Consider the following 25,138-nt stretch of genomic DNA (forward strand, 5'->3'; position numbering starts at 1 on the left):
GCCGCCCATGGGGAGCGTGGTGAGGCTATTCTTGAAGATCTGTTCGAAGCCGAGGAACTTCAGCATGGAAAGCGTCACTTCGTTACGGAGACGGATACCGCCCTTGTACGGGCCGATGGCGGAGTTGAACTGCACGCGGTAGCCACGGTTCACCTGAACGTTACCCTTGTCATCGAGCCAAGGCACGCGGAAGGTAATCACGCGTTCCGGTTCGACGAGACGGTCGATCACGCCGTTGGTTTCCCAGGACTTGTCCTGTTCGAGGACGGGGTCGAGAGATTCGAGGAATTCACGGACAGCCTGATGGAAGAGGGCCTGGTCCGGATCACGGGCGACGACCTTGTCATAGACTTTCTGAAGGTAAGCATTCTTGATTGCCATTTTATATATCTCCGTTGAGAGTTTTGATTGTTAATGTTTTTAACGTCTGTAAAGATAGCAAAGGGGCTTGACAAATAGTGAAAAACGGGCAAAAATCTCCAAAAACTTACATTTTTGTAAGTTAGTTTTTTGTCAGTTTTAAAAAGTTTGATTTTTCATAAAATTTAGCGGCACAGGCAGACAAAAAACTACATTTTTGTAAGTTTAATATATAACGCACGCAAACAAAAACAAAATTTTACAATCAAGATACAAAAAAAGCATCCCCAGATGACGCAAAATGCCGTTTTTTTTGCTTCTTATCGGGTATTTTTAAAAAATATTCCTGTAAGCGAGACATTTTTCTACATTTACCCGCGAAACAAAAAAACGTAAAAATCCTTTTTACAGGAGCTATTATGTGGGATAAGTCTTATCTCGAGAAACTCAACGAATACAAGGAAAAATCCATTGCGGGCGGCGGAGCCGCACGTGTCGAAAAGCAGCACTCGCAGGGCAAGCTTACCGCCCGCGAACGCCTCGAAATTCTCTTTGACAAGGGCACGTTCCGCGAAATCGGCGCCCTCCGCGTTTCTACGAGCCTCGATTTGCCCGAATCCAAGCGCATTTTTGGCGACGGCGTCGTGACCGGCTACGGCAAGGTGAACGGCAGGACCGTCTACGTGGCATCGCAGGACTTTACCGTTAGCGGCGGCTCCCTCGGGTCTGCCCACGCGAAGAAGATTTGCCAGGCGATGGACCTCGCTCTCGAATCCATGTCCCCGTTCGTGTGCATCAACGACGGCGGTGGCGCCCGCATCGAAGAAGGCGTGAATTCCCTCGACGGCTACAGCGGCATCTTTACCCGCAACACGCTCGCCTCGGGCATCATCCCGCAGATTTCCGTAATCCTCGGACCCTGTGCCGGTGGCGCCTGCTACTCCCCCGCCATTACCGACTTTATCTTCATGACCGAAAAGACGAGCCAGATGTTCATCACAGGCCCGGGCGTCGTGAAGGCTGTGACCGCAGAGACGGTCTCCCCCGAAGGCCTCGGCGGTGCAGGCGTGCACTCCACCAAGTCCGGTGTTTCGCACTTTGTATGTAAGGACGACAAGGAAACCCTCGAAGCCGTGCGCAACCTGCTCAGCTACCTGCCGCAGTCGAACCTCGAGAAGCCTCCCGTCGCCGAGAAGTCCAAGGCCGTCGACAAGTCGAAGGAAATCGAGGAAATCGTCCCCGACAACTTCAAGAAGGGCTACGATGTTCGCGAAGTCATCGCGACTTTCGCCGACAAGGAAAGCTTCCTTGAAATCCAGAAGGACTTCGCCCGCAACGTGGTCATCGGTTTCGCCCGTATGGACGGTAACGTCGTGGGCATCGTCGCGAACCAGCCGAACTTCATCGCGGGTTCGCTCGACGTGGATGCTAGCGACAAGGCAAGCCGTTTCGTGCGCTTCTGCGACTGCTTCAACATTCCTATCCTCACGCTGGAAGACGTTCCGGGCTACATGCCGGGCACCAAGCAGGAACACAACGGCATCATCCGTCACGGCGCAAAGCTCCTGTACGCCTACGCCGAAGCGACCGTGCCGAAGGTGACGCTTATCCTCCGCAAGGCATACGGTGGCGCCTATATCGCCATGAACAGCAAGAACCTGGGTGCCGACTACGTGTTCGCACTCCCGATTGCACAGCTCGCCGTGATGGGCGCTGAAGGTGCCGTCGACATCCTTCATAGGAAGGAAATCGCCGCCTCCGCCACCCCGCAGGAAACGCGCAAGCAGCTCATTGCCGAATACGAGGCGAAGTACCTCAACCCGTATATCGCCGCAAAGAACGGCTACATCGACGAAGTGATTTCGCCCGCGAACGTGCGCGACCGCCTGGCCACCGCCTTCGACTACCTCAAGAACAAGAAGAAGGCAAGGCTCTGGAGGAAGCACGGGAACATCCCGCTCTAAACAAAACTATTCTATTCTAATAATTATTATAATATATCAACCAGATTCTGGTGGAGCAGGCCGTTTGTAAAGACGGCCTGTTCTGCATCCACGAATTCGAGCGGTTGCCCGTCGATGCGGGTCGACATTCCGCCGGCTTCCTCGACCATCAGCGCGATGGCTGCGATATCCCACGGGTAGCTCATGGTCATCACAAAGCAATCGATGCGACCGCAGGCTGTAAAGCAACCCTCCACAACCGCAGAGCCAAGGCACTTGACACGTTCGAAGGCTTCCGCCTCGCGTGCGAAGTTGCGGGAATTCTGCTCGTTAATCTTCGAGACATCGCCCACGTTGAAATCGCCATTGCTTACGATGGCATGGACAGAATCCGCCTCGCGGCTCACATGGATCGGGCGTCCATTCATAAAGGCTCCCCCGCCCTTCGATGCAGTATAGAGTTCACCGAGTTTCGGGAGGTTGATTGCCGCCACGAGCGGCTTGCCCTCGAAATGGAGCGCGATGGAGATGCCCCAGAGCGGGATGCCGCGACTGAAATTGACCGTGCCATCGACCGGGTCGATAATCCACAGGTAGCGCGGGTCCTCGCCTTCGATAACGCCAGCCTCTTCGGTACGGATGCAATGCGTCGGGAACACACTTCGAATTCCCTCGACAATCAGCTTTTCGCTTGCGATATCGGCACGCGTCACCACGTCCTTCTTGGACTTGTAATGCACATCGCCCAGGTTTTGTTGGATTTCAAGACAGAGTTCACCGGCGCGCTTCGCAAGCGATTCGGCGACAGACAAAAACTTTTCTATTTCGGACATTTTAAAGAATTAAAAATTTATTCTGGATAAGCGCAGCAGCGGAATCCAATCGTCGTGGACTTGTAGAAAGACGCCGCCAGGCGGAAAGGAACCTTCTCGCCCGTCAAGAACACCACCTTGATTTCTGACGGAACATATTTGAGTCCGTTCGCAAGCGTGTCGAGCCAGGCATCGCCGCCCTTCCTGTATTCGGAATAGAGCGCATAGTCGGTACCGATGGAATTGCCGTTCGAATCCTGGACATCGAAGAACTGCAAAGTATCCTTGAAGTCCTTCATTGTCAGATAGGGTTTCTTCTCGTAAGGCGTCCGAGACGTATCGGCCTGGAACAAGGTATCAACCTTGGTCCCTTCTCGGTACAGGAAAATCGTATCGGTCGAATAGGCCGGGCGCGTAAAGTACGGGAAAGAACGGTTGGTGCAATAGGCGAGCGACTCACGGTCGAGTCCGTTGTAAATCTTGAAGCTAGAGCCCTTCACCACGGCCGATGTATCTTCGGACTTGCCGATGACCCATTCCTGGTATTGCCCGGGCAGGTCGCGGATGCCGTCGGGGTTTACGCAGCGCGGATTGCGCTTGGAAATGTCTGCCGCGGAGATGGAATCGTTCGTCCCGACATTGCAGTAGCCGAAAAGGAAGGAACTCGCATCGACAGAAAGTTCGTTCAATACACCATACGAAAGCGAACCACCCGAGAGGCAGACAAGCTCCCAGTCGCGTTCGTTGCAAAGACTCACCTTGAATCCGCTCGCCGAAACAGCCTCGCAGGCGGCAACCGCCTCGGAGTGCCGCACGTTGACAACGAATTCGCCGGAATCGTTCCGGTGTTCGAACTTTTCCATGCAGAACTTCGACGAATCAGAAACGGAAACAGGAACAAACCCTTCCGGACATTCCAGTTCAGACGCGAGCGCGCCCGGAGAGACATAAACGGTATCGACCAACGCGGCGGAATAATAACCGGACTTGTCCTTGGAACGGATGCGGAAAACAATCGTATCCCCCGGGGAAACCCAGCGGATGGTATCAGTCACAAAAATTCCCGTCGCGGAAGCCACCATGGTATCCCCATCTAGCGCATAGCGCTTGGAGAACCGCCCTGCGGCAAGCGTCGTGTCGTCATAAATCTTCCAGTTCTTGTCCAGGGCGCTATAACGTTCGATGATATAAGTCTGAACCGTATCATAGCACAGCGTAAAAAGACACGTATCCGGAATGAGGACGATGGAATCCGACTTGATTGGGTGCTTGACCTCGTAAGGATCGACGCTCATGCTCCAGAATATGCGGAGCCGGTTGTTGCTGTCGAGGCGCGCCTTTCCGGGGAAAAGGGAATCTTCAAGAATAAAGATGCGAGTCGGCATCACCGGAGCAACAGAATCCGTCGTGATAAAGAGCTGGTTAGTTTCAACCGTAGAAAGTCCTTCCGTCCCGGAGGAATTGCCTGCGGCATCCCAGGCGGACAGGCCAATCGTGTATTCGGACTTGGACTGCAGGCCCCTGATGACCATGCGGAAACGGTTGAGAGAATCGACATCGGCATCAAAGCCCTTGCCGTCGATTATCGAGAGGCGCAGATAATTCTTGTCCTTGTCCGTGTGCGACACGGAATCGAACCAGACAGAATCCGTATTCGCGCGGATTCGCGAATGGCGCCTATAGAACTTGGAACCCGTAGAATCCACTCCGTCAGCCGTGGTGAGAATCACCTTAAGGTTACGCAAGTCCTCGTTCTTGTCGGCCGAATAGATAACCACATTGTAGCCGACAATTTCGCCGGACAGCTCGGCCGGCTTGTAGAAATCCACCTGGTCCGTTGGACGGAACCATTCGAAAAGAGCCCCGTTCGTCCAGACAGAATCAAATATCGTCACGCGAGAGGGCGGCAGGTCATCGCCAAAATGAAGGAAAACGCGCTGGACAGAGCCAGGATCCTTATCATCGGAATACTTGCAGAAAAGAGCCACCTGCAGGCTGTCGTATTTCCCGATGTATTCCTGCACAAGGTCGGTCAAGTCGAGCGTGTCGTAGTAACTCGACGTTCCCTTGGGATATTCGATAAATTGCGTCGCCTTGTCGATCTGTTTGGAGGAAACCGCTTTCGAGGTGTCGTCGACGACAAACGTATCGAGCCAGACGACAAGGCCCGAATAATGTTCACGTTCGATAGGATAATGGTAGCGGATACGGTAGCAGGCCGAAGAGTCCCCTTCGTCGGCACAGCTACGAAGGACGCTCATTTCCATGATTTCGCGGTCAAAAAGGAATTCTGTCCCTTCCTCTTCGTCGGAACAGGCGACCAAGGCAAAAAACAGGGCCGCAAACGCAAAAAATGTCGAGAACAGCAATCTCATTGGCAGAAAAATAGCAATTTAACGCATGCCGAGCCCATTAAACATTGCCAAAATACTTCAAAAGCGGCTTTTTTTTCGGGTTAATCGAACTTTTTCTGCAAATAAATTATAAATTAGTGATCAGTTAAAGAGGAAGACTATGAAGAAGAAAATTTTAATTCCCGTACTCGCCATGACTGCTCTCGCCCTTACCGCCTGTGGCGACAGCGGTTCCACCAAGCCTTGCCAGAAGCCGGTATATTGCTATAGAACAACACTGGACGACAACAGAGAATGCAATCCAGATAAAGCCTATATTGACGCCAAGGTACAAAAGGCAAAAGAAGAAGGCATTTTCAAGGAAGAATTCGAGGACTGCTGGGAAATGTAGCGCCCCAGCGCCGTTTGCTCGCTACTGGACAAACAGCGGGGCTTCCTTAGCGAAATCCTCAACCATGTACCGGAGTGACGTTTCCCAGTCGCTCCGTGTAACGGCGAACATATAGCTGTTCCTCCCCCGTGCATAGCCATAGCCTAAATTCTTTTTCGTTCTTGCATCGTAGAAGGCATAAGTGCATTTCATTGTAAAATAGGAATAGGTCGTGGCCATCATCATTCCATTTGCAGTAGTGACATAACGGACCTCTTGTTCTCGACCAATCCAGGTATTTGTCACAACGAGATAGACGTCGGCATCCGCCTGAATATGATCGAAAGAAGGAACCATGAAATCCTTGTCCGCCAACTCACGCCTCTTGTAGCTTACCTCGTTAGGCTGGATCAGTTTCATGGAATACTGGGTTCCGTTTTGCGACCTCGTTATCAAATTTTGCTTCAACTCCGGGCCAAACCACTTCGCAAAATTAGACGTATACTCCGGCAAGTCGTCACTCAAATCGTCCGGCACAACCACCTTGGGCATCGTGAAGACGACCTTGACACTCTTGGGTTGAGGTTTACCTCTCCAGTCTTCATCTATGAAATAACGGGGGGCGCCACAGGCAGAAAGCATAATGCCTGCAATTAACGAGAAAAGAACAAGTTTGATTGAATTCATATAACTCCTAATATAAAAACTAGAAACGCGTGACAGGGGTCTTGCCCAGGATTTTCAGCATCAGCTGACGCACGTTTTCGTACCAGCCCTGCTCCATCGCAATTTCCTCGTGGAAAACACTTTCCTCGAGGTGTCCGTACGCAAGCCGCTTGCCGCTTTTCACGTCGTAAACGACATAGTCGGCATCAATCTCGGTAGATTCACCCTTGATCGTGATTCCCGCGGAGGCAACGGAGGCCATTGCGGCGCCACCCGCAGGAACAACCATGACCGCTCCCACGGGAGAGCCACCAACGGTCCTCGAGCTCTCCGAAAAGACCATCTGGACGTTGTCCAGTATCATGTAGATATCGAAACTGTCCGACATCGCTTCGACCTTCGGAATCTGGACTTCGACACCGCTCATGTTCAGCGGTTCATGCGAAATTTTCTTCTTGGAAATTTTTTCCACCACGCACGGAACGTTCGAGTTGAACTGCATGGCATGATCGACCTTCTCCCTGAACCAGTCCGAAATCGGGTCCATCACGTCGGGTAAAGTTTCTTCATCCGAAACAGTGGGTTTCGTAACTAGGATTTTCATCTTCGCGGGTTTCTGGGTCCAGCCAGCATCCAGGAACTGGCGTTCCGACGAGCAACCGACACAAAGCAAGAACAACAGGAAAACCACAAACAACTTTGTTTTCATAAAAAATCACCTTTCTAAATGCGAAATATAAAAAACCCTGTCGTAGTTTGTCTACAACAGGGTCGTTTATTTACAAAGCCATAAACTGAGTATACAACTCAGTCCTAACTTAGTCGCCAGTATGGTAGTTCGGGGCTTCCTTCGTGATGGTCACATCGTGCGGGTGCGATTCGCGGAGGCCTGCGCCCGTAATGCGCACGAACGTCGCCTTCTTGTAGAGTTCGTCGAGGTTTGCAGCACCTGCGTAGCCCATCGCGGAATGGATACCGCCAATCAGCTGGTAAACGGTGTCGCGGAGCGGGCCCTTGTAGGGCACGCGGCCTTCGATGCCTTCCGGAACGAACTTGCGCGGTTCCTGCACGCCACCCTGGAAGTAGCGGTCGGCAGAACCGGCCTTCATCGCACCGAGGGAACCCATGCCGCGGTAGCTCTTGTAGCTACGACCATCGGCGAGGATGACTTCGCCCGGAGCTTCTTCGGTACCAGCAAACAGCGAGCCCACCATCACGGCGTGACCACCGGCAGCGAGAGCCTTCACGATGTCGCCCGAGAACTTGAGACCACCGTCGGCAATGATCTTCACGCCGACCTTGCGGGCCATCTTGCCGCATTCAACGACAGCAGAGAACTGCGGGTAACCGACACCGGCAACAATACGCGTGGTGCAGATGGAACCCGGTCCGATACCGACCTTCACGATGTTCGCGCCGCACTTGGCAAGTTCCGCAACCGCTTCCGGAGTGCAGACGTTGCCTGCGCAAATCGTGAGCTTCGGGTATTTTTTGCGGACGGTCTTCACCATGTTGCGCACACCGATGTGGTGGCCGTGAGCCGTATCGATAATAAGCAGGTCGACGCCGGCGTCCACGAGGGCGGCGACGCGTTCAAGAGTGTTGGCAGAAGTACTGACAGCGGCACCCACGAGCAACTGGCCGTTCTTGTCGAGGCTAGCGTTCGGGTTGTTTTCGCGCTTCAAGATGTCAGTCATCGTGATGAGGCCCTTCAGTGCACCGGAGGCATCCACCAGCGGAAGCTTCTCGATGCGCTTTTCGGCGAGGATTTCCTTCGCCTTCGCAAGGCTCACCTTCGGGCTAGCCGTCACCGGGTTCTTCGTCATCACGGAACTGATCTTCACGTTCATGTCGCTCACGGTACGGAGGTCGCGGCTCGTGAGCATGCCCACAAGCTTGCCCTTCGAAAGAATCGGGAAGCCGCTCACCTTGTTGCGGGCGCGGAGTTCAAAAGCAGCGGAGACCGGCTGGTCGGCATCGAGCGTCACCGGGTTCACAACGATACCGGACTGCCACCGCTTGACCTTGCGGACTTCTTCGGCCTGTTCTTCGATAGACATGTTCTTGTGGATGATGCCAAGACCACCCTGCAGGGCGAGCGAAATAGCCAAGGGAGCCGTCGTCACGGTATCCATGGCGGCACTGATGATAGGAATGTTCAGCTTGATATTCGGAGCGAGCTGTGTGCTCACGTCGGTCTGGGCCGGCAAGACAGAAGATTCAGCGGGAACAAGGAGGACGTCGTCAAACGTCAAAGCTTCTGGCAAAAGTTTCATAATATACCTCTTTTGCGTAGTAAATATAGTAAAAAATCACTTGCCGTTATAGCGTTCCATGCACTTTTCGATGCCGAACTTGAAGTAGCATTCCACGAGAGCCGGAACTTTCGCGATAGCCTCTTCAAAGACCGGGCGGTCCTCAGGCGAGAACTTCGCCAAGACCCAGTTGCTGAGGTCGAATTTCGAGGGGCACTTGCCCACCCCAAAGCGGATACGCGGGAACTTGTCGCCCACATGCTCGATGATGTTCCTAAGCCCGTTCTGACCACCGTGACTACCGTCCTTGCGGCAACGGATGCGGCCTACGTCCAAATTAATGTCGTCACTAAAGACCAGCAGATGGTCAACCTTCACCTTGTACCAGGTCATCAGGGCCTGGACAGCCTCGCCCGAGAGGTTCATGTAGGTCTGCGGCTTTGCGAGCAGGCATTCCTCGCCCGCTATGGTCACCTTCATGGTGAGCGCCTTGTGTTCGCTCTTCCAGTCCTTGTTCGGGTCGGCAAGCTTTTCGATTGCCATAAAGCCCGCGTTGTGATGCGTATTAGAGTACTGAGTACCAGGATTTCCGAGACCGACGATAATGTACATGATTCAGATCCGATAAGGTTAAACCTAGAGAAAAACGTTACGGGGCGTAGCGGCTAGACGCGACCTCGCCCAGGTTCGTCCGGATAAGGAAATTGGATTCGCCCGTCTGGCGCTTGGCATGGAAGAAGTGGAGATGGTGCCAGGTGTCATCGGCCCAGCCGGTCGCATCGGTCACACCATCACAGTTCGAATAATCAGCCAAGGGTTCACCCGCATGGCAACCGTGTCCGTTCCGCGCAAGGACAAACATGTCGATGTTGCCGGGCGTCGGGGAATGCGTTCCGCCGAGGTCGATGGCCAGCACGCCGTCCACAAAAACCCAGATGTCGTCATCGCCTGCAATTTCGAAAACTTCGGGACTGGGAACCTGGTTTGCCGAGCGGTACTTGAACTTCACGTAGCCCATTTCCGTAAATCCGAAATTACGGAGGTGATGCAAGCCAACATTATAAGGAGCAGCCCCGGCCGCTGCCATAGCCGCATCCGGAGACCTAGGACCGCCATTCAGGAGCCATGCCGCACAGAGTTGATCGGTACTGGCGTTCATCGCATCCTTCTGGTCGGGCGCATACTGGTAATCGTACGGCGGGCAGGTAATGGAAAGCGACTGCGGCCCCCACTGTTCACACTGGTCCGTCGTGCATCCGCCATTCTCCTTCGTTGCCACCGACTTGAAACTGAGAGAGACCGGATCGACAACATCCAGAGGGAAATAGCCGCCGTTGCTGTAGTTGTAATCGATAGAATAGGCATTGGACGCATCGGACGGAATCACGAGAGCCGTATTGGTGCGCTTGACAAAGGAATTATTGTCGTCATACCATTCGTCGAAGAACTGGTTATCGCAGAGGTCGTTTGCCTTCTGGATTTTCACGCCGTCGAGCATGTCGATTTCGCCCGTCTCGGGATCCGGGGTGAACACAAGGTAGGGCTGCACCATGCCGGGAGTGTAGTAGACGGGATTAGACCACAAGATATCGGTACACTTGGAGCCACGAACCGCCGCGTCAGCCACCTTCACATAGCCATGACGAGTGCGTCCAGACTCTTCTTTGTCGGCACATTCGCCATACTTGAGCGTATCTGTCGCCGTCGTCCTTTGCAGGTAAGTCGGCAAGAATACATTCGGCACATTCGGCAGTCCATCCTGGCCAATCCAGGCTCCCGTCTTGGAGTTAACGTTGCCACAGGTCATATGATAAGCTTCAAGTGCATACCAGGAAGCATCGTACCCCGGCAAACCGGCATTGAGAATCAGTTCGCCACAAAGCCCTGACGTAGCACCCTTGAGTTCGCAATAATTATAGTCTCCCCTGCTCGCATATTCGCTGGAGAAATTCTCGAAGTCCGGATGCGTCACCTGGAAATCGCGGATGACCAGGTCGAACGTGATACCGCCAGCCTCGGCCGTATTTACGACGGTCTCGGAACTGCTGGAAGGCGTGCCGCCGTTCTGGGGATTGCTCCCATGATTCTCGTTTTCGTCGGGGCCATTGGGGCCGCCGTAATTGCCGTGCGGCCTCTGCGGGTTATCGTTGCATGCCACAAGCAGGGCCGACATGGCAAGGGGAACGAAAGCAGAAAGAACAAAATTGCGAGGTTTTTTCATGGTACTAATACTTTAATCCTTGACACAGCGGACAGAAAAAGCCTGTTCCATGTTAATGGGTTCAATGACAACAGATGCAACGGACAACGAACCGGAAATCATTAATGCATATGCATTGGCACCATCTTGTGTCGCGCTCCAAAAATAAGCATAAGAACCCATATCGGTATAATTATCGGCAAATCGTTTTTGTCCTGCAGGATAAGCATTGAAACCGGATGAATTATTTCCGTCCCAGTCACTCGCCGATTTTAAAGATTCGGCATTAACATCACCACCCGTATTCTTAATCAATATTTCAAACTCTTCAGCAGAAGGCAAATGCCAGCCATCGGGGCAGGCGGCCACAAAGGCATCTTTAAATTCGTACAATCTTCCTGCTATATCGCAGTTCCTGTCATCGTTATCGTAGCAATAGCTCTTTCCTGTATCAAAATTGAGATTTTCCGCCATCCATACCTGACCTGCTATATTAACGGTACTATACCAACGGCCATCACGTTCGTCCGTCATATATCCGTACGAGGGCAGAGGATTATCTTCCGTAGTCGCCGACGAACCGCTTGCATCATCCGGTTCAAATTCGTCCTTGATTTGCTGAGCATAGTCGGTGCAGGCGCAGAAGCACATCAACGAGAAAAGGACAAGGATGTCAATCAACTTCGTCATAATCAGTCTCTAATGCAACGGATAGATTTTGATTCTTTCGTGTCATTGAGGAACATAGAAGCGGTATCATCGGAATACGAAAAACTCAGTGTATATACTCGATCCACATTTACAGAGGATGTCCAAAATAAGGTCACAGCGGTCTTAGAGATGAAAGCTTCGTTAGTGTTAATGTATCCAGCCGGCAGCACCGTAAATCCAAAATCATCAGTTCCGCCTTCTCCTTTCCCGGTATCCCACCAGCCAGTAGTAGATTTAAGCGTCTTCCCCGCTATCTCATAGCCGCCGGCAACCGTAATTAAAGTTTCGAATTCATCCTTCGACGGCAAATGCCATCCATAAGGGCAAGCGAGCTGCGCATCCTGCCATTTGTAAAGACGGCCATACGTATCGCAACTGGACTCATCGTCATTATAGCAGAGGCTGTTTTCCGTCACAAAATTAAGATTCTGCGCCATCCACGTCTGCGATTCGATCGTCACTGTTCTATATGTTTGTCCGTCGCGATCGTCAAAGAGGTCGTCATCCGGGTAAAAAACAATAGACGATGACGAGGATCCCGCACTACTGGACGAGCTAAAGCCCTCGCCATTCATAATGCAACGGACACTGTTTCCATCGGCAGAATCATATTCGCCATGGATTGAAGCATCTCCAAAGCGGTCTATTATCAGATTATATCCAGAAGTACCATTTGAAGCCTTGGCGTTGCTCCAGAAAAACGCCATTGAACCTTCGTCGGAGTAGTTTCCAGAATTCCCCCTAAATCCGCCGGGAAGTGCAGAAAAGCCAAAGGAATTTTTTCCCTCACTGTCTATCCAGCTATTCGTCGCCATCAGTTTCTCGGCCGCATTATTCCCCACCGTCGCAAGCAGAGTATCAAACTCTTCTGGCGAAGGCAGGTGCCAGCCATCCGGACAAGCGTCCTGTGCTGCAGTCCAAACATAGAGGCGACCGTATTTCTCACAGTAGCTCATATCATCATCATAACAATAACCGTCATCCATTTCAAATCTGAGATTTTCGGCCATCCATGTCTGCGAGCCGATTTCTATAGTCTTATAGGTCCGGCTATCGCGATCGTCAAAGAATTCCCCATACAGGTGTTGACTGGATGAAGACTTGGGCCCCAAGCTGCTTGAAGACAGGTCGCTTTCTCCATAAAGGCAGCGTATGGAATAACCGTAATTCTTGCTCCCTTGATTCAGACGAACCTCATCATAATCACTGCGCATGATCAGGTAGTCGGCAAGGGTATCGTTATCCCCCTCGGTCGAGCTCCAGAACCCAGCAGTAAGGCCGATTCCATCAAAATATCCTTCATAGCCCAACAAGCCACCAGGTAATGCTCCAAAGCCAAAGGAATCCGTACCATTACCCCTATCATCCCATAGTTTGGTATACTTGAGCACTGTCGCAGCCGTAGACCTGTCACCCACATTCTTTATCAGTATATCTATTTCCTCTTTTGTGGGCAAGTGCCAACCGGCAGGACAGGCATACAAAGCGGCATCCCATTTGTAAAGACGGCCATACGTATCACAATTCTGATAATTGTCATCATAGCAATAGGTGTCCACGATATAGTAATTCAGGTTTTGCGCCATCCATTCCTGGCCTGCAATCTTAACTGTCCGATATTCCTGGCCATCACGATCGTCCGTCATGTATCCGTACGAAATTTCCTTAATCTCATTAGCAGCCATGCTAGCGTCATCCGGATCGAATTCGTCCTTGATTTTCTGGGCATAGTCGGTACAGGCGCACAACAGAAGCGCAATCAATACAAACAAGAACACTATGTAGAATCTCAAATTTTTCATCAGAAATCAATAATCATGAAAGTTGTAGCCAAAACGAAGCCGAACCCACCGACCCCTGTCATTATCCACCCGACATTTCGAATGGTCTGCGAAGACTTCGCCGCATCCATTTTTTCTTTATAGTTTTGCGAATTGGCATACTTGTATTGCTCTGCCGCATCAAGTTCGAAAACTATGCCCAGTGCAAGGCCTACACCCGCAATAACCGCCGACACAGGCAGGAGCCATGTCGCATGATCCATGAGGGTCCACGACGAGGAGCTCGTACTCACGTTCGAGGGAATGCTCGTCCCGGGTTCCGGTTTCGTTTCCGTATTGTCCTGGGCGACGCCACGACGTTTCCTCAGGGGCGCTCCGCCCGAAACGCTACCGCGGCCGCTGGATTCCTGCACGACGTATTCGTAGTCGACGGTCTCCCCGGGAAGCAGCGTAAGGTTGAGGGCAGTCCTGGAGGATCCCTCGCCTATCTCAATCTTCGAGCACAGGGGGACACTTCCTAGGTACGGAGTCTCGCCAACCGAGTTGTCGTTGACGAACACCGGGAGCTTGAGGGGTTCGCCCGAGGACTTGCTGGCCGAAAGCGAGATACCGCTCGCTATCGGCACAAGTGCTTCCCTGAAAGATTCTTCCTTGCCCTTGTAGATTCCGACCTTGAAAGAAGCGGGATTGTAGCAGCGGTGAGAAAGTTCCACGGAATGAACGCCCGGATCAAGTTCGATTTTTCCAGCCTTCACCTTGTTCCCGTCGAGGGTCATTTCCAGTTCATCGAGTGTGCCACCGCCATTGAGCTGCGGTTCGACAACGAGCGTTCCGAAGCGTGGCACGAGGTCGAGAGAAACTTGCTGGCCGTTCCCGGTTATATCGAAAGATCCTTCCGCATCCTCGTAATGATCAAGGACCGCCAGAAAACGATGCCTTCCCGACTCGACAAGGGCCTGGCACGGGGTCGAATTGCACTTCGGCACAGGACGCCCGTCGATACTCAAGGCTGCACCGGGAGGATTAGTCGAAACGTGTATCGCGAAAGACTGGTTGCCGGCCCCGTCAAAGCCAGTGCGGATAATCCCCTTCGCACCGCCGCGAACCTTCCTGAAGAACTCGGGAGCCTTCGCCATAATCACTTCGATCAAGGCCTCGACATCGGCACCCAGTCCGTTGAAGCTGGCGACCAGCTTGTTTGTGGACGTCTCATAGATTTCGGTGCTGATGGAGAACTTGGAGCCCACCTTACCGACACGCGCCTGGCAGATGTAATCGGCGGAAATATTCTTACCCGTTTCCACAAGGCAGCTGCCCTCGCAGTCCTCAATGGCCTTGCCCGGCGGAAGCATTTCCTGGATGTTCTCGCGGGTCATGATGGTGTATTCCAACTCGGCAGGGAGTTCCTTGACCGCCTCTTCACGAAGTGTATTCGTGAGATATATACGTTCCGAAGGAGACAAGAGGTCCTTGGTATCGGAGACTGTCTCCAAAACCGCAACATGCTTAGCAAAAGAGGCTCCCGTAAAGAAAGCCAAAACGAGAAAAATATGGATAAGACGGTTCATACCGCATAAATAATTTTTTTTTTGCAATAAAGCAATACCCAGCGGGCCCCAATGTGAACTTTTTGACACATTTTTCAAAGTTTCCTCCGTGCATGCGAAAAGGGCCCGCCACAAATGGCAGGCCCCTTTGCAAAACCAGGCAAAATTACTTGGCTTCGGCGGCAGCCGGAGCAGCAGCGGCAGCGGCCGGAGCAGCTTCCGTAGCGGCAGCGTCGTCCTTCTTCTTGGACTTCGAGGTAATCGAGAAGATCACCGTGCGCGGGAGGCTGGCGAGCTCGCAACCTTCCGGGAGCTTGAAGGACTTGGCGTAGAACGTCACGTTCGTCTCGAAATCGGAAATATCCATTTCGAGGACGGTCGGGATGCAAGCCGGCTTGGCGGCGAGGTACAGGTAGCGCGTTTCCTGAGAGAAGAGGCCGCCCTGGGTCTTGACACCGACCGGAAGACCGGAAAGTTTCACCGGCACGCGGACCTTGACCTTGGAGTCGTCGCTGATCTTGATGAAGTCGATGTGGGTGATCGCCTGCGTGATGGCATCCTTCTGGTAGTTGTAAATGACAGCGGGATTGCCGGCCTTGCCGTCGATCTCGAGGTCGAGAAGGGTGTAACGCTTGCCCGGGGCGAGAACCTTGCGAACATCGATAGCGCTGACGCTGATATTCACAGACTCCTGACCCTTACCATAATAGACGGCCGGGATCTTGCCTTCCTTGCGGAGACGGGCGCAGTCGCGGCTCTTGCCTAGCACTCTCGAGGTTGCTGCGAGTTTTGTGAGTTCCATTGTAGACTCCAATTTGGTTTATTGTTAAAAGATTCATTGGGGTAGCTGGATTCGAACCAACGAATAACGGAATCAAAATCCGTTGTCTTACCACTTGACGATACCCCAATGGTGGGCGCAAATATAAAAAAAGAATCCCCTTTTTCAAAGGGGAAATGCGCTTTTCATGCCTAAAAAGGGCATTTTTGACGCTAACCGTGCCAAAATTTGGTGAGGGCGATGTAGCGGGAGTATGCCCTGAGGGTTTCGGCGGCGGCTTCAGCCTGCTGCCTGTCGGCAAATATTCCGAAGACAGATGCGCCGGAGCCGCTCATGAGGGCGACCCTCGCCCCGAGGTCCAAGAACTTGTCCTTCATCGCGGCAACGAGCGGGTGCTTCGGGAAAACGGAAATCTCGAAAGCGTTGAAGAATGCGCCCGAATCGAGCAGCGGCCCGCCAAAGGAACGTTCCGCATCGGAGGCAGTTTCCCATGCGAGCTTGTAGCCTTCCCAGCGGTCAGGCCCGGACTTGGGTACTCCCGCATAGGCATCCTTGGTGGGGACAGCGTCGTGCGGGGTCGCGATGAGCAGGACCTCGCCCGCAGGCAGGTCGAGCGGGGAGATAAATGATAAACGATCGCCGATGCCCTCGGCGAAAGCCGTGCCGCCTCTGACCAGGAAGGGAACGTCGGCCCCGAGCTTTGCCCCGATGCGTTCCAGTTCCGCAGGCGGCAACCGCAACTCCCAGAGGCGGTTCAGCGCGCGGAGCGCCGCTGCTGCATCGGCGGAACCACCGCCAAGGCCTGCACCGAGCGGCATTATCTTGTCCAAAAAGATATCCGCACCCAGGTCGTTGTTGCCCACATGCGAACGCAATGCGACCGCAGCCTTGTACACGAGGTCCGATTCCACGGGGTATTCCTGCGGGTTGCTGTACTCCAGGTGGATTTCTCCGTCGTCGCGGGCGCTGAATTCAAGCGTATCGCCGACATCTACCGTCTGGAAAACCGTTCCCAGGTCGTGATAGCCGTCCTCACGCTTGCGGATGACATCGAGAAAAAGATTGATTTTAGCGGGAGCAAATTCTTTCATAGTCATTTCAAACTTCTCACTTCACACTACACACTTCACATTATCTAAAAGCGCCGGAGCGTTCGAGTTGCATGAGTTCGTCCATGCCGATGAGCATCGCGCGGGGCTTGGAGTTGCCTGTACTGCGGGCGCACAGGCCCATACCGTAAAGCTGGTCCACAATCTTGCCCGCACGGCTGTAACCCACACTAAAATGGCGCTGCACGGCAGAGGTAGAAAGACCGTTCCCGCATTCGATGGCCCACTTGGCGACCTCGAACAGGAGTTTGTCCTTCTTCTCGTTCATCGCGGCATTGCCATCGTCGTCATCGCCTTCCCCGCCCGCTTCCTCGACCTCGAAGGTCTCGAGCTGCGGGTAACAGACGTTCTGGTTGCTACAGGCGTCGGCAAGTTTTTCCGCTTCCTCGTCACTCAGGAATGCGCCGTGTACGCGCACCGGGTCGGGTGCATTCACCGCCTTGAACAGCATGTCACCGCGGCCAAGCAACTTCTCGGCACCGGCGTGGTCCATCACGGTACGCGCGTCCACCTGGGAGGCCACCTTGAAACTGATACGCGTCGGCAGGTTCGCCTTGATGTTACCGGTTATCACCTTCACCGACGGGCGCTGGGTTGCAAGCACCAAGTGGATACCCACGGCGCGCGCCTTTGCGGCAAGGCGGCTCACGTTCTTCTCGATTTCCTTCCCGGCGACCATCATGAGGTCTGCCATTTCGTCGATAATCACGACGATAAACGCCATGCGGTGGCCGCGGTCCGTATCGGGCACGTCTTCGGGGAGCAGGCCTGCATCGAATTTCTCGTTAAAGCCGTTGAGGTTACGCACCTTCGCCTTCGCAAGCACTTCGGTACGGCGGTCCATCTCGTAACAGAGCCACTGGAGCGCCTGGATGGCGACTTCGGGCTTGGTAATCACGGGAGCGAGCAGGTGCGGAATGTTCTCGTACATCTTGAGTTCCACCGCCTTCGGGTCCACGAGAATCATACGCAACTCGTCGGGAGTCTTGCTCAAAAGCATGCTCGCCATGAGGGCGTTAATGCACACGGATTTACCGGAACCGGTCTGGCCCGCAATCATCAGGTGCGGGGCCTTCGCCAAATCCATCGCAAACGGCTCGCCGGAAATATCCTTACCGAGGGCCATGATAATCTTGTCCGGCGAGGGCTTGAACGCATCGCTCTCGAAGATGTCGCGCCCGAAGATGGTCTGCATCTTGCGGTTCGGGATTTCAATGCCCACGGCGCCCTTTCCAGGAATCGGCGCGAGGATGCGGATAGAGACCGCCTTCAGGGCCATCGCGAGGTCATCTTGCAGCGCGCTGAACTGGCTTACCTTCACGCCCGGGCCCGGTTCCACCTCGAAGCGCGTAATCACGGGGCCAGTCTCGCAACCGACCACCTTCCCCTTCACCTTGAAGTTCTCGAGCTTTTCCTCGAGCATGCGGCCAATCGCATTGAGTTCCTCTTCGGTGTAGTCCGCAGGCTGCGGATCGTGCTTGTCCAGAATTTCATCCACCGTCGGAATGCGGTACGGGTCGTAATGCACCGTCGGGTCGGGCTGTGGTATCCCGTTAGCGGCACCACCCGTAAACGAGGTGCCCGAAGAAGATGTTCCAATCTGGTTCGGAGCCTCGTATGTCGGATCCTGTTCCATTGTCGGGTCGCGTTCCGCCTCGTCGCTCGTGACAATCTCGGGCATAAAGGTCTCTTCTTCAGAAGAAACGTCGCCACCCGCAGCCAGCGTCGGCTCATCATCTTTTTCTGTTCCGGGGAATGCGGCGATCCTCGGAGCCACATCCGGTTGTTTCTGTCCAGCGACCACGGTCCTTTCAGATTCATTTTCTGCGACCACGGTGGCATCATCGCGCGTTTCGGCCGGCAAAGCATCGGGCTGAGTCCCACGAACAGCACCTTTCACCACAATCTTGTTCTGGTGGGCGCGTTCCCAGTTGAGCATTTCGCGGGCACGGCGGATTTCGGCAATCTTGTCCCTGATTTCCTTGATTTCGAGCGCACTCATGTTGCGGTAGTTGTCACGCAGTTGCTGTTCCAGGCGCAAGATTTCAGGATCTTCGCCCGTAAAATCGGGTTCAATCGCCTGGTCCGCAGCCACCGGAGCGGCGGGCATCGTCGGCGCAATCGTCGGAGCGACAGTCGACTCGTCCAGTTCTTCGCCGTTTCCGCGGGCCAACACTGGAGTTTCCATCCAGTTCTTGCGAGCACTAAAGGGTTTGAGCTTACCTTTATGCTTGAGCTTGAAACCGTCCGGTTCCTTGAAAATCGTGTCGTCGTCGAGGAACGTGATGCCCTTGCGCTTCGAAAGCCCGATATTCTCGCTCACCACGCCACTTTCGGTATCATCTTCCTCGGCGGTTTCGTCATCTTTTCCGCGCTTCATGAAGAGCCCTACAAGCCAACGGAATCCGCTTACGACAAAAGCAAAATGCCTCGGTCGCAACCCGAACGAGATGACAAGAATCAGAACCAGCCCCGCAAGAAGCAACAGGAACGGAGCCAGTGCAGACACATTGCCGAAAACGGGTTCCGCAATGTTCTTGCAGAAAAACTGGCCCACGATGCCGCCGTTCATCATCAACACGTCGCGGCCCAGCTGCGATTCTCCATAATTCTTGAGCGCAAGGAGACAAGCAAGATCAATCGTAAGAAGGCTCATGCCGACAGCAAGCCCTATCCCCCGCATCCGTACCGGACGGAGCGCAAGGCAAAGGCCCCAAAGCACAAGAGCAAACGTAAATGCAACAACAGGAAGTTTGCCGAAGATAAAGCAGAACGTTTCGGGAATCAGCTTGCCGAAATAAGGGCCAAGCCAGTTGCCTTCGGTGCCGCTATAGACAGAACTCACACAACCTAACAAAAGCACCAGGCCTACACCGACCAGAATCCATCCGCACAAAATAACTCCGAATGGCAAATCCCCAGGTTCGGTTCCCTTCACAGCCGACTTTGTTTTTGTTTTTTTACTAGAAGTCTTTTTCCGTTCAGCCAAAATACGCTCCTTCGAGTTTACTTACGAAATATAGTTTATATTCTTTTATTATTATTGACAGCATGAACAAGAAATTATTGAAAAAACTGAAGAAAATCGGCGTCGGTTCCGTTATTACTGCAGTCATCATTTTCCTCATTCTTTTCCTTGGTAACGCGCAGGATCCGTATGTCGAGGTGATGCGCTCTACCGCCGAAGACCTCGAGAATTTCTTCTACGACCAGTTCTTCAAGATGAAGACCGGCAAGACATTCGAAAAGCTTGAAAAGGACGGCAAGGTCGCCGTGAGCAAGAGCTTCGACCCGAACATCATGATCGTGGATATAGACGAGCCTTCCCTTACCAAGCTCGGCAACTACAACGAGTGGGACCGTTCCATCCATGCAAACGTCATCAAGAACCTGAGTGACGGCGGCGCATCGGCGATCGGCTTCGATATTCTGTTCAAGGACGCGGACTTCGGCGAGAAAAAGGCGAACCAGGCCATCAGCATCCTCAATACGGTGGACTCCACCAAGCCCTGGGATACGCTTTTCACGAGCATCCGCTCGCACTACAACTTCGACTCGCTCATGGTGAAAAACATCAAGGAGAGCGGGAATGCCATCGTCTGCTTCATGATGGACGAAACGACCTCGTTCAAGCACAAGACCATGTGGGAAAAACTGGCGAAATACGAACGCGCCGAAGAACTCGGGTTCGGTTCCACGTTCGCAGAATCGCAGGTCGATTCCGTAGAATATGTCGAGACGAAGACCCTGCTCGACAACATCTACCCCGAACTCGCACACGCAGGCGCGCAGATGGGTTCCGTGAACGCCTACCCCGACGATGACGGCGTCGTGCGCCACGTTTCGATGCTCTACCGATTCCCGAACCCCTACGTCTACCCCGACGTCCCCAGCCGCATCTATTCCACGATGTCGCTCATGACGACGCTGCACCTTTTCCACCAGAAGCCCGAGAACGTGGTCATCAAGATGGGCAAATACATCGACCTCGGCAAGCCATTCGGCGTCTACAAGGACTCCACAGACAAGTTCCACGTCACCTACCCGCAGTTCAGCTACCCCATGTTCCTCCAGCTGCGCAATTTCCTCAAGAGCCCGGATGCCATCAAACGCGCGACAAACGAACTCGTCGACATCACGACGAAGGTCGCCGTGCGCAAGAGCGAAAACGGGAAACCCCTGTTCATGCTCTTCGAAGGCCAATCCCTTGACGAAGACCTCTCTAGCACGCTTCTCAAAATCGCCGATACGATTGACGGGGACGAAATGAACGCAATCGGAGCCGACGAAGAAAAAGAAATTTTCGAAGGCGTCGTGATGAAGCGCGATACCGAGGAGGACGCCCCCGACCACTTCCTCGTGGAAGATTCCAACAATGACGACGAATTCATTATCACCCCCTACATCCTGAACACGATTCGCTATTTCAAGGATTCTCTCGAAAAGATTCCCGAGAACCGCACTATCCACCTTTCCATCGATGTTGACCTCCGCTACGATGCAGAAGCCAAAACATGGAAATCGAATCTCGACATCCTGAGCGACAAGGTGCTCCAGGATATCGCCCGAACACCCAACAACAAGGTCGACAGCCTAAAGCCCGGTGAAGAATTCCGCTTCGGCAACCGCAAACGCGTCCCCATCGACAACTACGGCCGATTCCTCGTCAACTACATCGGCCGCTACAACACCGACCCCGAAATGCGTCCGTTCCAGCATGTCGCCTACTACGATGTCACCAACAACCGCCAGGACCCCGGTCTCTACATGGGCAAGGTCTTTATCCTCGGGTCCGCCGCCCCGGCACTGTTCGACTTTGTGCCAGGTCCGCACGAAGAAAACAACCCCGCCGTGCTTATCCACGCAACCATTATCCAGAACATCCTGAACGACAACTACATCGTAAACCTCGCGGAGCACTACCAGCAGATTATCGTCATCCTGCTCGCCATCGTGTGCATGCTGCTCGGCCTGTTCGTCCGCAGCTACATTTCCATCGGCATATCGCTTTTGATGATGGGAGCCTACGCGTTCATCGCGTTCCGCTATTTCCAGGGCGGCATCTACCTGGGCGTCTCTAAGCAGCTCCTCGCCATGCTGCTCACGAACGTCGCTGCACAGGTTGTCCAGTTCTATTTCGAAAACAAAGAAAAGAAGTTCCTGAACGACGCGTTCAAGCAGTATATCTCCCCCGAACTGATTGACGAGATGGTGAACAACGAAGTTATGCCCAAGCTCGGCGGTGAAAAGCTCAATATCACGGCCTACTTTACCGATATCGCAAGTTTCTCCACCTTCTCCGAAAAAATTGGTGACCCGAGTAAGCTTGTCGACCTGCTGAACGAATACCTGACCAAGATGACCGACACGTTGCTCCACAACAAGGGCACGCTGGATAAATACGAAGGCGACGCCATCATCGCGTTCTTCGGAGCGCCGATGCCCCTGCCCAACCATGCGCAGAACGCCTGCGACACGGCTGTCGGCATGCAGAGCGAACTCATGAAACTCCGCAAGAAGTGGGCCGTGGAAACCGATGAGCACAAGAACCAGAAATGGCCCAAGGTGGTCCACGACATGCACATGAGAATCGGCATCAACTCCGGCGACATCGTTACCGGAAACATGGGATCCGAAACCCGCAAGAACTACACCATGATGGGCGATGCCGTGAACCTCGCAGCTCGTCTCGAAAGTGCCGCGAAGCAATACGGGGCCTACATCCAAATTAGCGAGGACACCCAAAAGCACCTCGACGAAGGCCGTTTCATCTACCGTTCTCTCGACACCATCCGCGTGGTGGGCAAGAGCCAGCCGGTCCGTACCTTCGAACTTCTCGAGCGCACCGGATGCGAGAACGAAGCGAACCTCCTCAAGCTCGTCGAAATCTGGGAACAGGCCCGCGCAGCCTACCTCGCCATGGAGTGGGACAAGGCCATCGAACTGTTCACGCAGTGCCTCGACTACGAGCCCCACCATCCCGACCGCGACCCCGGCAGCAAGACGACACCTTCGCACATCTACATCAAACGTTGCGAAAGCTACAAGGTCAACCCGCCTGTCGCTGCCGGCGAAACCTGGGACGGAGTGTTCACGGCCACCGAAAAATAATCGGTTCAAGGCCCCGAATACAAGAAGCGCCGGCAAATTGCCGGCGCTCTTTTCATATCCGATGGAACACGCTAGTTGAGCTCGATGTTGTCGATGAGGCGCGTCTTGCCGAAGAACGCGGCAACGAGAATGACCGCCTTGTCCGACGCCTTGAGGACACCCGAGAACTTCTGGAGGTCTTTCTGGTTCACGACCTCGACGAACTGGACCTGGCCGCGGTTCAAGAGAATCGACTTCACCACGATATCGCGGAGTTTAGCGACACCCTTCTCGCCCGCGACAAACGCGGCCTTCGCATCAGCGAGACCCTTCGAGATTCCGAGCGCCTGGGTGCGTTCTTCTTCGGAAAGGTACTCGTTGCGGCTCGAAAGCGCAAGGCCCGACTTTTCACGGACAATGGGGACGCGCTTGATTTCGATGTCAAAGTTCAAGTCCTTCACCATGCGTTCGATGAGGAACACCTGCTGGTAGTCCTTTTCGCCAAAGTAGGCGCGGTTCGCCTTCGTGATGAGGAACAGCTTCGAGACGACCGTCAGCACGCCACGGAAATGGCCCGGACGGTAGGCTCCGCAGTAGAGGCTCTCGAGAGTCTCGTCGCGCACCATCGTCAGCGGATCGCCGGCCGGATACATCTCAGAGACGCTGGGAGCAAAAACAAAGTCGGCACCCAGTGATTCAGCCAATTTCGCATCCGCTTCGAGACGCTTGGGATACTTGTCCAAATCCTCGTTCTTGCCAAACTGAATCGGATTCAAGAAAACACTGACAACCGTTATATCGCAATCCTTTACCGACGCCTTGATAAGCGCCCCATGGCCTTCATGGAGAGCCCCCATCGTCGGAACAAGACCGATGGTCTTGCCGGATGCCGCGAACGGCTTGAGGGTGTTGCGAAGTGTTTCGATTGAATCAATGATTTGCATATAACCTTCTTAATTACTTTCTGGAACAAAATAAGTCGTTTGCTTGGGACATGCAGCAATGGCGTCGAGCACCAGTTGCAGGTGGTTTTCGTTGTGCACGAAATCGATATGGTCCGTGTTGATAATCAGGACGGGCGCATGCGAGTAGTGCCAAAAATGGTGGTCGTAGCGGCTCTGGAGGTCCTTCAGGTAGTTTCCCTCGATGGCTCTTTCCATGGGGCGGCCCCTACTCTTGATGCGGTTCAAAAGCGTGGGGATGCTCGCCTGCAGGTAGACGACCATGTCCGGTCGGGGAATCTCGTGTTCGATAGCCTTCGATACCTGCTCGTACATGGCGAATTCGCTGTCGGAGAGGTTCTGGGCCGCAAATATGGCATCCTTGTCGTAGGTGTAGTCGCTTACGAGCAGGTCGTGGAAAAGGTCGCTCTGGAGCGCCGAATGCTGAAGTTGCTTGTGGCGTTCGAGCAAGAAGAACAGCTGCGTCTGGAAGGCGTAGGGTTCCGGATTCTCGTAGAACTTTTCCAGGAAGGGGTTTTCCTCGTAATTTTCCTCGATACAGAGGGCGTTCCAGCGCTCGGCGATAATTCGCGCAAGCGTGGTCTTCCCCACGCCGATAACGCCTTCGATGGCGAGAAAGTGAACACCTTTTTCGGTCAGCATTACGGTTCCTCCGCTGTAATAGTACGGAACGGAATCTTGCCTTCGCTTTCGACGAGGATTGCAAGCATTTCCTTCACGGTACAATTGTTCAACGGGTCCACCCAGTCCGGCGCGATGTCATTCAGGGGGACAAGCACGAACTGGCGGTTGGGAATTTCGGCATGCGGAATCGTCGGCCGGCCGGCCATGACCTTGTTGCCGAAATAGAGCAGGTCGAGATCAATTTCACGGGAATTCCAGTGACCGCGGGGCTTGCGTCCAAGTACGACCTCGGATCCCTTGAGGTAATGGAGCAGGCGTTTCGGATCCCCATCGTACCAGAAACTCACGACCTGGTTGAAATAGGGACCTTGCCCTTCCGGACCTACCGGAGGAGTCTCGTAAATCGGGCTTTCAAGCCACCCGCCCGAAGATATGCGCGAAAGCATGTCCCGTCCTTCGGCAAGCCTACGGGAGCGGGGACTTAAATTGCTTCCTAGCGCAACAAAAACGCGGTCTAGTGATTCCACGTGCGTTAATATAGCTATTGCAGAAAAATTTTGAGTCCCGTTTATT

General features: G+C 53.6%; 20 protein-coding genes and 1 tRNA gene. 3 read left to right on the plus strand and 18 right to left on the minus strand.

Going from position 1 to position 25,138, the window contains the following annotated elements; translation table 11 throughout:
* Positions 1–381, minus strand: a 381-nt coding sequence (locus B2952_RS07400; RefSeq protein WP_290781553.1) for a Glu/Leu/Phe/Val dehydrogenase dimerization domain-containing protein, incomplete at its 3' end; no start/stop codon positions are given.
* 398 nt (positions 382–779) lie between these two features.
* Here B2952_RS07400 and B2952_RS07405 point away from each other — a divergent pair.
* Positions 780–2,324: an acyl-CoA carboxylase subunit beta gene (locus tag B2952_RS07405; protein WP_072810937.1), complete on the plus strand. Its 1,545-nt coding sequence runs from the start codon at positions 780–782 to the stop codon at positions 2,322–2,324.
* A gap of 26 nt (positions 2,325–2,350) precedes the next feature.
* On the opposite strand, the gene B2952_RS07410 is transcribed toward B2952_RS07405, so the two are convergent.
* Complete coding sequence (locus B2952_RS07410) at positions 2,351–3,136, minus strand: inositol monophosphatase family protein (protein WP_173366958.1); 786 nt, start codon at positions 3,134–3,136, stop codon at positions 2,351–2,353.
* Between the two features lie 17 nt (positions 3,137–3,153).
* Entirely contained in the window at positions 3,154–5,490 is a 2,337-nt protein-coding gene (locus B2952_RS07415) for a hypothetical protein (protein ID WP_290734574.1), read from the minus strand.
* Positions 5,491–5,629: 139 nt separating this feature from the next.
* Here B2952_RS07415 and B2952_RS07420 point away from each other — a divergent pair, with 139 nt between their 5' ends.
* Positions 5,630–5,860 carry a hypothetical protein gene (locus B2952_RS07420; RefSeq protein WP_290734572.1) on the plus strand — a complete coding sequence of 77 codons (231 nt, stop codon included), beginning with the start codon at positions 5,630–5,632 and terminating at the stop codon, positions 5,858–5,860.
* A gap of 21 nt (positions 5,861–5,881) precedes the next feature.
* Here the strand turns inward: B2952_RS07420 and B2952_RS07425 are convergent, their stop codons facing one another.
* The 12 genes from B2952_RS07425 to B2952_RS07480 form a co-directional block, all read right to left on the minus strand.
* Positions 5,882–6,526 (minus strand): hypothetical protein, encoded by a 645-nt coding sequence (locus B2952_RS07425; RefSeq protein ID WP_290734570.1) that lies wholly within the window; start codon positions 6,524–6,526, stop codon positions 5,882–5,884.
* A gap of 19 nt (positions 6,527–6,545) precedes the next feature.
* Complete coding sequence (locus tag B2952_RS07430) at positions 6,546–7,214, minus strand: hypothetical protein (protein ID WP_290730229.1); 669 nt, start codon at positions 7,212–7,214, stop codon at positions 6,546–6,548.
* Positions 7,215–7,323: 109 nt separating this feature from the next.
* Positions 7,324–8,781, minus strand: coding sequence for an IMP dehydrogenase (gene guaB / locus B2952_RS07435; protein WP_290734568.1), 1,458 nt, complete (start codon positions 8,779–8,781; stop codon positions 7,324–7,326).
* A 36-nt stretch (positions 8,782–8,817) separates the two neighbouring features.
* Positions 8,818–9,372: an aminoacyl-tRNA hydrolase gene (pth, locus tag B2952_RS07440; protein WP_290734566.1), complete on the minus strand. Its 555-nt coding sequence runs from the start codon at positions 9,370–9,372 to the stop codon at positions 8,818–8,820.
* A 37-nt stretch (positions 9,373–9,409) separates the two neighbouring features.
* A complete protein-coding gene (locus B2952_RS07445) occupies positions 9,410–10,981 on the minus strand; it encodes a fibro-slime domain-containing protein (protein WP_290734564.1) in 1,572 nt (523 codons plus the stop codon).
* 12 nt (positions 10,982–10,993) lie between these two features.
* Positions 10,994–11,650, minus strand: a complete 657-nt coding sequence (locus B2952_RS07450; RefSeq protein ID WP_290734562.1) for a fibrobacter succinogenes major paralogous domain-containing protein — start codon at positions 11,648–11,650, stop codon at positions 10,994–10,996.
* A 2-nt stretch (positions 11,651–11,652) separates the two neighbouring features.
* A complete protein-coding gene (locus tag B2952_RS07455) occupies positions 11,653–13,473 on the minus strand; it encodes a fibrobacter succinogenes major paralogous domain-containing protein (RefSeq protein WP_290734560.1) in 1,821 nt (606 codons plus the stop codon).
* The gene (locus tag B2952_RS07460) at positions 13,473–15,020 is read right to left on the minus strand and encodes a PEGA domain-containing protein (protein ID WP_290781555.1); all 1,548 of its coding nucleotides are present in this window, start codon (positions 15,018–15,020) and stop codon (positions 13,473–13,475) included. Before B2952_RS07460 ends, B2952_RS07455 begins: the two co-directional genes overlap by 1 nt.
* A gap of 145 nt (positions 15,021–15,165) precedes the next feature.
* The gene (locus B2952_RS07465) at positions 15,166–15,801 is read right to left on the minus strand and encodes a 50S ribosomal protein L25 (protein WP_290730212.1); all 636 of its coding nucleotides are present in this window, start codon (positions 15,799–15,801) and stop codon (positions 15,166–15,168) included.
* Between the two features lie 36 nt (positions 15,802–15,837).
* Positions 15,838–15,909: transfer RNA gene (locus B2952_RS07470), tRNA-Gln, on the minus strand.
* Positions 15,910–15,992: 83 nt separating this feature from the next.
* Positions 15,993–16,877 carry a 4-(cytidine 5'-diphospho)-2-C-methyl-D-erythritol kinase gene (ispE, locus tag B2952_RS07475; RefSeq protein WP_290734556.1) on the minus strand — a complete coding sequence of 295 codons (885 nt, stop codon included), beginning with the start codon at positions 16,875–16,877 and terminating at the stop codon, positions 15,993–15,995.
* 34 nt (positions 16,878–16,911) lie between these two features.
* Positions 16,912–19,734 carry a DNA translocase FtsK gene (locus B2952_RS07480; RefSeq protein ID WP_290734554.1) on the minus strand — a complete coding sequence of 941 codons (2,823 nt, stop codon included), beginning with the start codon at positions 19,732–19,734 and terminating at the stop codon, positions 16,912–16,914.
* A gap of 206 nt (positions 19,735–19,940) precedes the next feature.
* Between B2952_RS07480 and B2952_RS07485 the strand changes: the two genes are divergently transcribed.
* Positions 19,941–23,000: a CHASE2 domain-containing protein gene (locus tag B2952_RS07485; RefSeq protein WP_290734552.1), complete on the plus strand. Its 3,060-nt coding sequence runs from the start codon at positions 19,941–19,943 to the stop codon at positions 22,998–23,000.
* Positions 23,001–23,071: 71 nt separating this feature from the next.
* Here the strand turns inward: B2952_RS07485 and panC are convergent, their stop codons facing one another.
* From panC to folK, 3 genes are read right to left on the minus strand one after another with little or no spacing between them, the layout of a single operon-like run.
* Positions 23,072–23,923 carry a pantoate--beta-alanine ligase gene (gene panC, locus B2952_RS07490; RefSeq protein ID WP_173382000.1) on the minus strand — a complete coding sequence of 284 codons (852 nt, stop codon included), beginning with the start codon at positions 23,921–23,923 and terminating at the stop codon, positions 23,072–23,074.
* Positions 23,924–23,932: 9 nt separating this feature from the next.
* Positions 23,933–24,583, minus strand: coding sequence for a deoxynucleoside kinase (locus B2952_RS07495; RefSeq protein WP_173364894.1), 651 nt, complete (start codon positions 24,581–24,583; stop codon positions 23,933–23,935).
* Positions 24,583–25,092 (minus strand): 2-amino-4-hydroxy-6-hydroxymethyldihydropteridine diphosphokinase, encoded by a 510-nt coding sequence (folK, locus tag B2952_RS07500; RefSeq protein ID WP_173382001.1) that lies wholly within the window; start codon positions 25,090–25,092, stop codon positions 24,583–24,585. Before folK ends, B2952_RS07495 begins: the two co-directional genes overlap by 1 nt.
* Positions 25,093–25,138: the final 46 nt, after the last annotated feature.

It is taken from the genome of Fibrobacter sp. UBA7003 (assembly GCA_002449765.1).
GTDB lineage: Bacteria > Fibrobacterota > Fibrobacteria > Fibrobacterales > Fibrobacteraceae > Fibrobacter.